We start from the raw sequence: 15,353 nt of genomic DNA, 5'->3' as shown, positions 1-15,353 counted from the left end.
CTCGACGCCTTCCGCGAGGTCGCGGAAGGGCTGACGTACGCCGAGCCGCGTATGCCGGTCGTCTCCGACGTCACGGGCACGGTCGCCGAGCCCGGACAGTTGAGCACCCCCGAGTACTGGGTGGAGCACGTCCGTGCGACCGTCCGGTTCGCCGACGGGGTCCGTGCCCTCACCGGCGCCGGCGCGAACGCCTTCCTGGAGATCGGCCCCGGCGGCGTCCTCACCGCCCTCGCCCAGCAGAACATCGACGCCCGCACCGACGCCGATCCGCACGACGGTTCCGGCGACAGCGTGACCGTACCGGCCCTGCGCAAGGACCGGGACGAGGAGACCGCCCTGCTCACCGCCCTGGCCCGGCTGCACGTCAGCGGCGTACGGGTCGACTGGGCACGGCCCTTCGAGGGCACCGGCGCCCGCCGCACCGAACTGCCCACCTACGCCTTCCAGCGCGCCCGGTACTGGCCCGACACCCGGCGCCAGGCCGCCGGCGGTGGGACCGATCCGCTGGACAGCGCGTTCTGGACGGCCGTGGAGGGCGAGGACCTGACCAGCCTCGCGGCCGACCTGGCCGTGGACACCGACGCGCTGGGCGCGGTGCTGCCCGCCCTGTCGACGTGGCGGCGCAGGCGGCGCGACCAGGCGATGGTCGACTCCAACCGGCACCACGAGACGTGGAAGCCGCTGTCGCTGCCCGCCAACTCGCCCGTGCCGACGGGTACCTGGCTGGCCGTGGTGCCCGCGGCACTCGCCGAGGACGCGTGGACGTCGGCGGTGCTCGACGCCGTCGGCACCGACGTCGTACGCCTGACCCTCGACACCGCCGATCCCCTGGGCGCCGTCGAACGGGCCGCGCTCGCCGACCGGCTGCGGGGGCTGTCCGCCGACGGCACCGCCCTGACGGGAGTGGTGTCGCTGCTGGCGCTCGCCGACTCCTCGGGGGCCGCCGTGCACGACGACGCGTCCGGCGGCCCGGGCGTCACGTCCGCGGTCCTGCTCCAGGCCCTGCTGGACGCCGGAGTCACCGCGCCCCTGTGGTGCGTGACCCGCGGCGCCGTCACCGTGGCCGCCTCCGAGTCGCCGGCCGCTCCCGCCCAGGCGGCGGTGTGGGGCCTCGGCCGGGTCGCCGCCCTGGAACATCCCGCCGCCTGGGGTGGCCTCGTGGACCTGCCCGCCGTGCTGGACGAGCGGGCCGCCCGCCGGTTCGCCGCCGTCCTCGCCGGACACGACGGCGAGGACCAGGTCGCCGTGCGGGCCTCCGCGGTCTTCGGCCGCCGGCTGGTCCCGGCACCGGAGACGGCACCCGACGCGGGCTGGCAGCCGCGCGGCACCGTCCTCGTCACCGGCGGCACCGGCGGCCGGGGCGCCCACGTGGCCCGCTGGCTGGCGGCAGCGGGCGCCGAGCGCCTGGTGCTGCTGAGCCGACGCGGCCCCGACGCGCCCGGTGCCGACGCGCTCCGTGTCGAACTGCAGGAACTCGGCGCCCACGTCACCCTGGTCGCCTGCGACGCGGCCGACCGCGACGCACTCGCGGGCGTCCTCGCGGACATCCCCCACGACACCCCGCTCTCCGCCGTCGTGCACGCCGCCGCCGTCGTCGACGACGGTGTGCTGGACGACCTCACCCCCGAGCGGTTCGCCGCCCTGCACCACGCCAGGACCGTGCCCGCCGTCCACCTGGACGAGCTGACCCGCGGCCTGGACCTGGACGCGTTCGTCCTCTGCTCCTCCGTCGCGGGCACCGTCGGCACCGCCGGCCGGGCCAACCTCGCCGCGGCCACCGCCGTCCTCGACGCACTCGCCCGGCACCGCCGCGGCGCGGGCCTGCCCGCCACCTCGGTGGCCTGGGGAGCCTGGATCGGCGACGAGCCCGCGAACCCCGCGAACCCCGCGAACCCCCCGAAACCCGCGAACTCCGCGAACTCCGCGAACTCCGCGAATCCCTCGAACCCCGCGGTCACCGAGGAGCAGCGCCCGCAGAGCGCCACCGGCCATCCCGCCGTCCACCCCGACCTGGCGCTGGCCGCACTGCGGCAGGCCGTCACCCGGCCCGAGGCCGCGCCCGTCCTGTTCGACCCGCGTCAGCCGCAGGTCCTGGACGGCCTGATCGGGATGCGCGGCAACGCCCTGTTGCGCGACCTGCCGCAGGCGCGGCAGGCCCTCGCCGACGCGGAGAGCACCCGCGACCGTACCCGGACCGCCGCGTCCGGGCTGGCCGCACGGCTGCGCGACCTGCCCGCCGCGGAGCGGACCGGGCTCCTCACGGACCTGGTGCGCACCCACGCGGCGGTCGTCCTCGGCCACCCCGGCCCGGAGGCCGTCGCCCCCGACCGGAACTTCCGTGACCTCGGCTTCGACTCGCTCACCGCGATCGAGCTGCCCAACCGGCTCGCTCTCGCCACCGGTCTGCGGATGCCCGCCACCACGGTGTACGACTACCCGACCGCCCAGGCCCTCGCCGAGCACCTCGTGGCCGAGCTGCTGGGCGAACAGGACACCCGTGGCGTCGACCCGGCCACCGCCGCCGCCCTGGCCGAGGACCCGGTCGTCATCGTCGGCATGGCCTGCCGGCTGCCCGGCGGGGTCCGCTCCCCGCAGGACCTGTGGGCCATGCTCAGCGAAGGCCGCGACGGCATCGACGCGTTCCCCGAGGACCGCGGCTGGGACCTCGCCACCCTGATGTCCGGCGGCGCCGGCGGCCGCGGCCGCAGCGCCACCCTGCGCGGCGGCTTCCTCGACGGAGCCGCCGAGTTCGACGCGTCCTTCTTCGGGATCTCCCCGCGCGAGGCCCTCGCCATGGACCCGCAGCAGCGGCTCCTCCTGGAGACCACCTGGGAGGCGTTCGAACGCTCCGGCATCGACGCCGACGGGCTGCGCGGCAGCCGCACCGGCGTGTTCGTCGGCACCAACGGCCAGGACTACTCCACCCTCGTCATGAACTCCCGCGAGGACCTGGAGGGCCACGCCGGCACCGGTCTCGCCGCGAGTGTCGTCTCCGGCCGGCTGGCCTACACCTTCGGCCTGGAGGGCCCCGCGGTCACCGTCGACACCGCCTGCTCCTCCTCCCTGGTCGCCCTGCACTGGGCGATGCAGGCCCTGCGGGCCGGCGAGTGCGACCTGGCCGTCGCGGGCGGCATCACCATGATGAGCACGCCGTCCGCGTTCTCCGGGTTCACCCTGCAGAACGGCCTGGCGACCGACGGCCGCTGCAAGGCGTACGCGGACGCCGCCGACGGCACCGGCTGGTCCGAGGGCGTCGGCCTGATCGTCGTGGAACGCCTGTCCGACGCCCGCCGCAACGGCCACGAGGTCCTGGCCGTGGTCCGGGGCTCCGCCATCAACCAGGACGGCGCCTCCAACGGGCTCACCGCGCCCAACGGCCCCTCCCAGCAGCGCGTCATCCGCCAGGCCCTGGCCAGTGCCGGACTCACGACCGCCGACATCGACGCCGTCGAGGGCCACGGCACCGGTACCCCGCTCGGCGACCCCATCGAGGCGCAGGCCCTGCTGGCGACGTACGGGCAGGACCGGCCCGAGGACCGGCCGCTGCTGCTCGGCTCCATCAAGTCGAACATCGGCCACACCCAGGCCGCCGCCGGTGTCGCGGGCATCATCAAGACCGTCATGGCGATGCGGCACGGCGTCCTGCCCCGCACCCTCCACGTGGACCGGCCGTCGACCCACGTCGACTGGGCGGCCGGGGCGATCCGGCTGCTCACCGAGGAGTCCGCCTGGCCCGCGACCGGGCGCCCATGGCGCGCGGGCATCTCGTCCTTCGGCATCAGCGGCACCAACGCGCACACCATCATCGAGCAGGCCCCCGAGGCCGACGCCCCGGTGACCGCGGCCGAACCGGAGGCCACCCCCTCCGTCGTGCCGTGGCCGGTGTCCGCGAAGTCCGACGAGGCCCTGGACGCCCAGGCCGCGGGCGTCACCGCACTCACCGGCACCGACCCGCTCGACGTGGGCTTCTCCCTCGCCACCGGCCGCGCCCTCCTCGACCACCGCGCCGTCCTGCTCGCCGCACCCGGCGCAGCACCGGCCGAGGTGGCCCGGGGCCGGGCCGCGCACCGCACCCTCGCGGTGCTGTTCTCCGGCCAGGGCTCCCAGCGCGCCGCGACGGGCCGCGAACTGTACGCCCGCTTCCCGGTGTTCGCCGACGCGCTGGACGCGGTGCTGGCCCGCCTGGACGCCGGTCCCGGACGCCCGCTGCGCGAGGTGCTGTTCGCCGAGGAGGGCACCGACGCCGCCGCCCTCCTCGACACCACCGGGTACACGCAGCCCGCGCTGTTCGCCGTCGAGGTGGCGCTGTACCGGCTCGTCGAGTCGTGGGGCGTCGGGCCCGAGCAGGTGGCGGGCCACTCCGTCGGCGAGATCGCGGCCGCGCACGTGGCCGGAGTGTTCTCCCTGGAGGACGCCTGCACCCTGGTGTCCTCCCGCGCCCGGCTGATGCAGGACCTGCCCGCCGGCGGCGCCATGGTGGCCGTGCAGGCCACCGAGGCCGAGATCGCGCCGCGACTGACGGCGAGGGTGGCCCTGGCCGCGGTCAACGGCCCGGACTCCGTGGTCCTGTCCGGTGACGAGGGCGAAGTCACCGCTCTGGCGGCCGAGTTGGTCGCCGAGGGCCGCAAGAGCCAGCGCCTGTCGGTCAGTCACGCCTTCCACTCGCCGCTGATGGAGCCGATGCTCGCGGAGTTCCGCCGCGTCGCCCAGACCCTGGAGTACGCCGAACCGCGCATCCCGGTCGTCTCCAACGTCACCGGCACGGTCGCCGAGCCCGGGCAGTTGAGCACCCCCGAGTACTGGGTGGACCACGTCCGCGCGACCGTCCGGTTCGCCGACGGCGTGCGCGCCTTGGCGGACGCCGGTGCCGACGCGTTCCTGGAGATCGGCCCCGGCGGTGTCCTCACCGCCCTCGCCCAGCGCGTCCTCGACGCCGACGGACGGGACGAGGCCGACAGCGTGGTCGTACCGGCCCTGCGCAAGGACCGCGACGAGGAGACCGCCCTGCTCACCGCGCTCGCCGGGCTCCATGTCCGCGGCGTACGCGTCGACTGGGCCGCCTGGTTCGACGGCACCGGCGCCCGCCGCACCGACCTGCCGACGTACGCCTTCCAGCGCGAGCGCTACTGGCCCCGCCCGGCCGCCCTCACCGGCGACATCAGCACGGCCGGCCTGATCTCCGCCGACCACCCCCTCCTCGGCGCGGCCGTTCCGCTCGCCGACTCCGAGGGCGCCCTGTTCACCAGCCAGATCTCCCTGCAGGTGCACCCCTGGCTGCTCGACCACAAGGTGGGCGGCACGGTCATCATGCCCGGCACCGGCTACCTGGAGATGGCCGTCCGCGCCGCCGACCAGGTCGGCTGCGCCCGCGTCGAGGAACTCGTCCTCGCCGCCCCGATGGTCCTCGACGAGAAGGTGCCCACCGCCATCCAGGTCGTCATCGGCGCACCCGGCGAGGACGGCTCCCGCTCGATCACCTTCTACTCCAGGCCCTCCGACGTCACCGACGGCCCCTGGTCCCGGCACGCCGACGGCATCCTCGCCGTCGAAGAGCACAGCGACCCCTTCGAGGAACCCGTCTGGCCCCCCGCCGACGCCGTGTCCGTGGAGTTCGACCGCGACTACAGCCGCACCGAGTACGGGCCGTCCTTCCAAGGGCTGCGCCAGGTGTGGATCCGCGGCGAGGAAGCCTTCGTGGAGGTCGCCCTGCCGGAGGAGGTCGCCGGGGACGCCCAGTACTTCGGGATGCACCCCGCCCTCCTGGACGCCGTCCAGCACGCCAACGGCTACCTGGGCGTCGGCAGCGCGGACAACCCGCTGCTGCCGTTCGCCTGGAACGGTGTCTCCCTGCACGCCGGCGGTGCCACCACCCTGCGGGCCCGGATCACCCGGCTGGGCGACGAGTCGGTCCGGCTGACCGCCGCCGACGCCGAGGGCGCCCCGGTGCTCTCCGCCCAGTCCCTGGTCCTGCGCGCCCCGAGCGTGCCGCGCGCCCCCGTGACCACCGGCGGCCAGGAACCCGTGTTCCGCCTCGACTGGACCGCCGCCCCCGCCGTCAAGCCCACCGAGGGCCTGACCGCCGCGGCCCTCGGAGCGGACGTCTTCGGCACCGGCAGCACCGTTGCGTCCCTGGCCGAACTGACCGGCCCCGACCCCTCCGGCGCCCCCGATCCCTCCGACGCCCCCGACTTCGTCCTCGTCCCGCTCACCGGGACGTGCGGGGGCGCCCACGACGCCGGCGCTCCGGACGCCGATGCCCCGTACGTCGGTGACCCGTACGCCGCCGGGAGTGACGTGCCCGGCGCGGTCCACGCGCTGACCACCCGCACCCTCGACGTGATCCAGCAGTGGCTGCGGGCCCAGGGCCTCGACCGCTCGCGCCTGGTGTTCGTCACCCGCGGCGCGGTCGCCGCCGACGACACCGAGACGGTCCGCGACCTCGCGGCCGGCGCCGCCTGGGGCCTGGTGCGCTCCGCGCAGTCCGAGAACCCCGACCGGTTCGTCCTGCTGGACCTGGACCCGTCGGATCCGTCCGACGCCCCGGACGCCCTGCGGCCCCTGCTGCCCGACCTGCCGGGACTGCTCGCCACCGGCGACGCCCAGTTCGCCGTCCGCGGCGGCACCCCCCTCGTCGGCCGGCTCGAACGGCTCGCCACCGCGCCCGGCCTGCTCGCTCCGGCCGGGGTGCCGTGGCGGCTGGACACCACCGGCAAGGGCACCCTGGACAACCTGGTCCTCGCACCCTGCCCCGAGGTGCTGCGACCGCTCGGCGCCCACGAGGTCCGTATCGACGTGGACGCCACCGGCCTCAACTTCCGTGACGTGCTGAACGCGCTCGGCATGTACCCGGGCGAGTCGGGACCGATGGGCACCGAGGCCGCGGGTGTGGTCACCGCCGTCGGCGAGGCCGTCACCGGTCTCGCGGTCGGAGACCGCGTCCTCGGTACCGTGCCCGGCGGCTTCGGACCCGTCGTCGTCGCCGACCAGCACTACCTGACCCGCGTACCCGAGGGCTGGACCCAGCAGGAAGCGGCGTCGGTGCCGCTGGTGTTCCTGACGGCGCTGTACGCCTTCCGTGACCTGGCCGGTCTGTCGGCGGGGGAGCGGGTGCTGATCCACGCCGGTGCGGGTGGTGTGGGGATGGCGGCGGTCCAGCTGGCCCGTCATTTGGGTGCCGAGGTGTTCGCGACGGCGAGCGAGGGCAAGTGGGACACCCTGCGGGGTCTCGGGCTGGACGAGGAGCACATCGCGTCGTCGCGTGATGTGGGCTTCGAGGAGAGGTTCCGTGCGGTCACCGGCGGTCGCGGCATGGATGTCGTACTGAACGCGCTGGCCGGTGAGTTCGTGGACGCGTCGCTGCGGATCACGGCGTCCGGGGGCCGGTTCCTGGAGATGGGCAAGACCGACATCCGTGACCCGGAGTCGGTCGGGGACGTCCGCTACCGGGCCTTCGACCTCGGCGAAGCCGGACCCGAGCGGAACAAGGGCCTCCTCGGCGAACTCATGGACCTCTTCGCCGAGGGCGCGCTCCGGCCGTTGCCGGTGCGGGTGTGGGATGTGCGGCGGGCGCGTGAGGCGTTCCGGTTCATGAGCCAGGCCAAGCACATCGGCAAGATCGTGCTGTCCATGCCGCCGCGCTGGAACCCCGAGGGCACGGTGCTGATCACCGGCGGCACCGGGGCCCTGGGTGGACACCTCGCCCGTCGCTTCGCCGCCGCCGGTATGCGGCACCTGCTGCTGACCAGTCGGCGCGGCGCGGACGCCCCCGGCGCCACCGAACTCGCGGCAGAGCTGCGTGAGTTGGGTGCCGAGGTCACCGTCACCGCCTGCGACACCGCCGACCGTGACGCCACCGACGCCCTCATCGGCGCCGTACCGGCCGAGCACCCGCTGACCGCTGTCGTCCACACCGCGGGCGTCCTCGACGACGGCGTGATCGCCTCGCTCACGCCCGAACGTCTCGCGGCCGTGCTGCGGCCGAAGGTGGACGCGGCCTGGCACCTGCACGAACTGACCCGCGACCTCGGCCTCGCCGCGTTCCTGCCCTTCTCGTCCATCGCCGGCGTCATGGGCAGCCCCGGCCAGGGCAACTACGCCGCGGCCAACTCGTTCCTCGACGCCCTCACCCGCCACCGCCGCGAACTCGGCCTGGCCGGCACCTCGCTGGCCTGGGGACCCTGGGCCCACGACGGCGGTATGACCAGCACCCTGTCCGACACGGACATGCGCCGCATGCAGTCCGGCGGCCTCCCGCCGCTCGCCGTCGAGCAGGGCCTGGAACTGTTCGACATCGCCCGCGGCTCGGACGAGACCTTCCTCGTCCTGGTGGGCCTCGCCCCCGGCGCCATGCGCGGCGCCGCCCCCGAGGACCTGCCGCCGCTGTTCCGCTCCATGGTCCGCAGCGGCCGTCGCACCGCTGCCGCCACCGACGCGGCCGGCGCCTCCGCCGCGCTCGGCGCCAAGCTCGCCGGCCTCGGCGCCGCCGACCGCGTCCGGTACCTCACCGACCTGGTCCGCGAACAGGCCGCCCGGGTCCTCGGCCACGCCTCCCCGAAGTCCGTCGACGTCACCCAGGAGTTCCGCGAACTGGGCTTCGACTCGCTGACCTCGCTGGAACTGCGCAACCACCTGTCCACCGCGACCGGACTGCGCCTCCCGGCCACCCTGGTCTTCGACTACCCGACCCCCACGGCGCTCGCCGAACACTTCGTCTCCGAACTGGCCGGCGACGACGACGCTCCGCAGGGGCCCTCGCTCCTTGCCGAACTCGACCGGCTCGAGAAGCTCCTCACGGCCGGCGACCCGGACGAGATCACCCGCGCGGGCCTCGCCCTGCGCCTCGGCCAGATGCTGGACACGGTGCGCGGTGCCGCGTCCGGGCCGGCCGGTTCCGATGTCGACGACACCTTCGAGTCGGCCAGCGCCGACGACGTCCTCGCGTTCATCGACAACGAACTCGGCCGCCTGGGCGACCGCTGAGACGAGCTTGATCCACCACAGGAAGGTTCTCCCCGTCATGCCCGATGACAAGAAGCTCGTCGACTACCTCAAGTGGGTCACGGCCGATCTGCACAAGACCCGGCGCCGCCTCGAGGAGTCCGAGGCGCACCGGCGCGAGCCCATCGCCGTCGTCGGCATGGCCTGCCGTCTCCCCGGCGGCGTGAACTCCCCCGAGGAGTACTGGCGGCTCCTCGACGAGGGCCGCGACGGCATCGCGCCCTTCCCCGACGACCGCGGCTGGGACCTCGACGCCCTGGGCGGCGAGGGCCCCGGCAGCAGCGCCGCCGCCGAGGGCGGATTCGTGGACGCCGCCGCCTTCGACGCCGGTTTCTTCGGGATCTCACCCCGTGAGGCCGTCGCCATGGACCCGCAGCAGCGCATCCTCCTGGAGACGTCCTGGGAGGCCGTGGAGCAGGCCGGCATCGACCCGCTCTCGCTGCGCGGCAGCCGCACCGGCGTCTTCGTCGGCACCGCGGGCGTCGACTACGTCGGCGTCGTGCTGAACTCCCGCGAGGACGCCGAGGGCCACGCCACCACGGGCCTCACCGCCAGTGTCGTCTCCGGCCGCCTGTCGTACGCCTTCGACCTGGCCGGCCCCGCCGTCACCGTCGACACCGCCTGCTCGTCGTCCCTCGTCGCCATCCACCTGGCCGCCCAGGCACTGCGCAACGGCGAGTGCGGCCTCGCCCTCGCCGGCGGTGTCACGGTGATGTCCACCCCGATGGGCTTCTCCGGCTTCACCCGCCAGGGCGGCATCTCCACCAGCGGCCGCTGCAAGGCGTTCGCCGACGCCGCCGACGGCACCGGCTGGTCCGAGGGCTCCGGCGTCCTCGTCCTGGAACGGCTCTCCGACGCCCGCCGCAACGGCCACCGGGTGCTGGCCGTGATCCGGGGCTCAGCCATCAACCAGGACGGCGCCTCCAACGGCCTCACCGCCCCCAACGGACCCTCGCAGAAGCGCGTCATCCGGCAGGCCCTCGCCGGGGCCGGGCTCTCCGCCGCCGACGTCGACGCCGTCGAGGCGCACGGCACCGGTACCCCGCTCGGCGACCCCATCGAGGCGCAGGCCCTGCTGGCGACGTACGGACAGGACCGGCCCGCGGACCGCCCGCTGCTGCTGGGCTCCGCGAAGTCGAACATCGGGCACTCCCAGGCCGCCGCCGGTGTCGCCGGTGTCATCAAGACCGTCCTGGCCATCCGGCACGGTGTGCTGCCCAAGTCCCTCCACCTGGACCGGCCCTCGTCCCACGTGGACTGGGAGGCGGGCAACGTCCGCCTCCTCACCGAGGCCACCCCGTGGCCGGAGACCGGCAGGCCCCGCCGCGCCGGTGTCTCCTCCTTCGGTATCAGCGGCACCAACGCCCACCTCGTCATCGAGCAGGCGCCCGAGCCCGAGGAGCCGGCAGGCGCCGGGCCGGAGGGCTCCATGGGCCCCGCGCCCGAGGAGCCCGCGGCCGCACCCACCGTGGTCCCGTGGACGGTGTCCGCCAAGACCCGGGCCTCCCTGGACGCCCAGATCGCCCGGCTCACCGGCCTCTCCGGCGCCACGCCGCTCGACGTCGGCCACTCCCTGGCCGCCGGCCGCTCCACCTTCGAGCACCGCGCGGTCCTGCTGGCCGGTACCGAGGGCGGGGACGAGCCGGTGGAGGTGGCGCGCGGCCGCGCCGCCGAACGGACCCTCGCAATCCTCTTCTCCGGTCAGGGTTCGCAGCGCGCGAGGGCGGGGCGTGACCTGTACGCGCGCTTCCCGGTGTTCGCGGCGGCACTGGACGAGGTGCTCGCGCTGCTCGACCCGCGGCTCGAACGCCCGCTGCGGGACGTGATGTTCGCGGAGGAGGGCAGCGACGAGGCCGCTCTCCTGGACACCACCGGCTACACGCAGCCCGCGCTGTTCGCGATCGAGGTGGCGCTGTACCGGCTCGTCGAGTCGTGGGGAGTCACTCCCGGGTTCGTCGCCGGTCACTCCATCGGGGAGGTCACGGCCGCCTACGTGGCGGGGGTGTTCTCGCTGGCGGACGCCTGCACGCTGGTGGCCGCCCGCGCCCGCCTCATGCAGGACCTGCCCGCCGGTGGTGCGATGGTGTCCGTCCAGGCCACCGAGGCCGAGGTCACACCGCGGCTCACCGACGGCCTGTCCGTCGCGGCGGTCAACGGTCCCGAGTCCGTGGTGATCGCGGGCCCCGAGGCCGAAGTGACCTCCCTTGCGGCCCAGTTCGCCGCCGAGGGCCGCAAGACACGACAGCTGCCGGTGAGTCACGCCTTCCACTCGGCCCTCATGGAGCCGATGCTCGACGCCTTCCGCGAGGTCGCGGAAGGGCTGACGTACGCCGAGCCGCGCATCCCGGTCGTCTCCGACGTCACCGGCACCCTCGCCGAGCCCGGACAGCTCAGCACTCCCGAATACTGGGTGCGGCACGTCCGCGCGACCGTCCGGTTCGCCGACGGCGTGCACGCTCTCGCCGAGGCGGGAGCCGACGCCTTCCTGGAGATCGGCCCCGGCGGCGTCCTCACCGCCCTCGCGCGGCAGACCCTCGACAGCCGCGACAGTGCCACGGACACCGTCGCAGTGCCCGCCCTGCGCGCCCGGCGTCCCGAGCAGCAGGCCCTGCTCGGCGGCCTCGCCTCCTTGCACGTCGCCGGCGTACACGTCGACTGGGCGGCCTGGTTCCGCGGCACCGGCGCCCGCCGCACCGACCTGCCCACCTACGCCTGGCAGCACCGCCGTTACTGGCCCCGCCCCCTCGCCCACGCCGCCGACATCACCGGCGCCGGCCTCACCCCGGCCGAGCACCCCCTCCTCGGCGCGGCGGTCTCCCTGGCCGGCGCCGAGGGCGTGCTGCTCACCGGACGCGTCGGCCTGCGCACCCACCCCTGGCTCGCCGACCACACCATGGGCGGTCTGGTCCTCTTCCCCGCCACCGGCTTCCTGGAACTCGCCGTCCGCGCGGGCGACCAGGCCGGCTGCGGCCGCGTACAGGAACTCCTCCTCACCACCCCCCTCGCCCTCGACCCGAAGGGCGCCGTCGCCGTCCAGGTCCGGGTGGGAACCCCCGACGCCTCCGGCGGACGCCCGCTCGGCATCCACTCCCGGCCCGCGGACGCCGCCGACGACGAACCCTGGACCCAGCACGCCACCGGCGTCCTGGTCCCCGGCGAGCACTCCGTCCCCTTCGACACCGGTTCCTGGCCGCCCGCCGACGCCGAGCCCGTCGACCTCACCGGCTTCTACGAGCGCACCGAGTACGGCCCCGTCTTCCAGGGCCTGCACGCCGCCTGGACGCGCGGCGAGGAGGTCTTCGCCGAACTGGAACTGCCCGGCCGCGCCGAGGACGCCGCCCTCTTCGGACTGCACCCCGCCCTGCTCACCGCCGCCCTGCACGCGGTGGAGTACGTCGACCTCAAGGACGCCGACCAGGGACTCCTGCCGTTCTCCTGGTCCGGCGTCACCCTGCACGCCTCCGGCGCCGCCCGGCTGCGGGTACGCCTCGCCAAGGCCGGGGAGGACACCGTCTCCATCGCGGCCGCCGACACCACCGGCCGGCCCGTCCTGTCCGTCCAGTCGCTGGCCCTGCGGCCCTCGTCGGCCGCCCGCCTCCTCGGCCCCGGCGCCGCCGACCGCACCTCCCTGCTCCGGCTGGACTGGGTCCCCGCCGAGCCGGGCCCCGCGCCCGCCGCCACCGGCCCCCGCGTCGCCCTCGGCACCGACCCGTTCGGCACCGGCACCACCCTCGGCTCGCTCTCCGAGGTCACCGAGGACGGCACCGTCGTCCTCGTGCCCGTCGACGCGGGCGCGGACGACCCGGTCACCGCCACCCACGAAGGCACCCGTGCCACCCTCGCCCTCCTCCAGGAGTGGCTGAGCACCCCGCGGCCCGCCGGTTCCCGCCTGGTCTTCATGGCCCGCGGCGCCGTGGCCGCCCGGCACGGGGACCCGGCGCCCGATCCCGCGGGCGCCGCCGTCTGGGGACTGGTCCGCACCGCCCAGACCGAGCACCCCGGCGCCCTCACCCTCGTCGACCTCGAACCAGGGGCCCCGCTGCCCCTGGACGACGTCCTCGCCGTCGGCGAACCCCAGAACGCCGTCCGCGACGGACAGATCCTCGTCGGCCGCCTCGCCCAACTGCCCCCGCCCGCCGACCAGGACGGGCCCGAGCACCCCGACGCCTTCGGCGGCGCCCGCGGCGGCACCGTCCTCGTCACCGGCGGCACCGGCACCCTCGGCGCCGTCACCGCCCGCCACCTGGTCACCCGCCACGGCGTCACCCGGCTCCTGCTGGCCGGCCGCCGCGGTCCGGACGCCCCCGGCGCGGAAGCCCTCCGTACCGAACTGGAGGAGCTCGGCGCCCACGTCACCCTCGCCGCCTGCGACGTCGCCGACCGCGACGCCCTCGCCGAGCTGCTCGCCGCCGTCCCCGCCGACCACCCCCTCACCGGCGTCGTCCACCTGGCGGGCGTCCTCGACGACGCCGTGGTCACCTCGCTCACGCCCGAACGCCTCGCGACCGTCCTGCGGCCCAAGACGGACGCCGCCTGGTACCTGCACGAGCTGACCCGGGACCTCGACCTCCACGCCTTCGTCCTCTACTCCTCCATCTCGGGCGTCACCGCCCGCGCCGGCCAGGCCAACTACGTGGCCGCCAACCTCTTCCTCGACACCCTCGCCCAGCACCGCGCGGCCCAGGGCCTGCCCGCCCTGTCCGTCGCCTGGGGCGCCTGGGGCCTCGACGACGGCATGGCGAGCGACCTCCTCACCGACGCCGGGCGGCAGCGCATCCGCTCCAGCGGCGTCGACACCCTGCCCGTCCACCGGGCGCTCGAACTCCTCGACACCGCCCTGGGACTCGGCGAACCCCTGGTGGTCGCCACCGCCCTGTCGACACCCCCGGGCATCGTGCACGCCGACGACGTACCGCCGCTCATGCGCGGCCTGGTCCGCGCCCCGCGCCGCAACGCCACCACCGCTGCCCCGGCCCGTACGGTCGAACCGGCGTCCTTCCGCCGGACCTTCGGCTCCCTCGGCCCCGCGGAACAGGAGACCGCGCTGCTGGACCTGGTCCTCACGTGCACGGCGGACCTCCTCGGCCACACCGACATCTCCGACGTCGACCCCGACCGCGGCTTCCTCGAACTCGGCTTCGACTCCCTGATCGGCATCGAACTGCGCCGCAAGCTCAGCGAGGCCACCGGACTCCAGCTCCCCGCGAGCATCGTCTACGACAGCGGCTCCCCGAGCGGCCTCACCGCCTGGCTGCGCACCGAACTCGGCGCCCAGGGCGCCGCCGCCCCGCAGACCGGCGCCGGCCGGGGCCCCGCCGAGAACGACTCGATGGAACGCCTCTTCCTCGACGGTCTCGCCCAGGGCAAGCTCCGCGAGGCCCAGCGCATGCTGGCCACCGTCGCCGCGCTCCGCCCCTCCTTCGAGGTCACCGCCGAACTGGAGGACCTGCCCTGGCCGGTGACCCTCGCCGAGGGCCCCGCCCCGTCCCGGCTGGTCTGCGTCAGCGCCCCCACCGCCAACGGCGGCGTGCACCAGTACGCCACCCTCTCCGGCCACTTCCGCGGCAGGCGGGACGTCGCCGCCCTGCCCCTCGTCGGCTTCAACACCGGCGAGGCCCTGCCCGCCCACCCCGAGGCGGCCGCCCGGTGCATCGCCGAGAGCGCCCTCCAGGCCGCCGACGGCCACCCCTTCGTCCTCGTCGGCCACTCCTCCGGCGGCTCCCTCGCCTACGCGGCGGCCGGTGTCCTGGAGAGCACCTGGGGCATCAGGCCGGCCGCCGTCGTCCTGCTCGACACCCTCAGCATCCGGCACAACAGCGACGAGGGCGTCGACTACAACGGCATGATGAAGTTCAACTTCACCGCCGTGGACGACTCCCCGGTGCGCCTCACCAACTCCCGGCTGTCCGCCATGGGCCGCTGGATGGTGCTGCTCAACGCCCTCGACGTGCAGCCCACCACCGCGCCCGTCCTGGAGGTCAAGTGCACCCGGGCGCTCATCGAGGGCGTCCCCGCCCCCGACCCCGAGCGCCTGTACGAACCGGTCGTGCCCGGTGCCGCCGTCCGCCCCCTGGACGCGGACCACCTCTCCCTCATCCGCGAGGACTCCGGCCCCGCGGCCGACCTCGTGGAGGAGTGGCTCACCGCCCTGGAGACCGCCGCCACCGTCGAGACCGCCGCCACCGCCACGGTCGGCTGACGTCCGCTCGGCACCGCAAGGCCCCGGCCCCGTGGACAGCCACGGGGCCGGGGCCTTGCGGCTGTCCTCTCCATCCTTTAGGGAAACCCGCAGTCCATGACGGTCAGACTGGCTGCCGGACCGGGTCGGACAGCCGACCCGGACCGGATGTGCCGGA

General features: G+C 75.2%; 2 protein-coding genes. Both read left to right on the top strand.

The window, feature by feature from the left end:
* The coding region (locus ACFYXC_RS39505) for an SDR family NAD(P)-dependent oxidoreductase (RefSeq protein ID WP_389557685.1) at positions 1-8,979 on the top strand (8,979 nt) is incomplete at its 5' end.
* Between the two features lie 37 nt (positions 8,980-9,016).
* A complete protein-coding gene (locus tag ACFYXC_RS39500; RefSeq protein ID WP_389557683.1) occupies positions 9,017-15,196 on the top strand; it encodes a type I polyketide synthase in 6,180 nt (2,059 codons plus the stop codon).
* The last annotated feature ends 157 nt before the right edge of the window (positions 15,197-15,353 follow it).

This window comes from Streptomyces sp. NPDC002701, assembly GCF_042889045.1.
Classification (GTDB): domain Bacteria; phylum Actinomycetota; class Actinomycetes; order Streptomycetales; family Streptomycetaceae; genus Streptomyces.
Note: the sequence above shows the minus strand (reverse complement) of the source record. Positions and strands in the feature narration are given on the sequence as shown.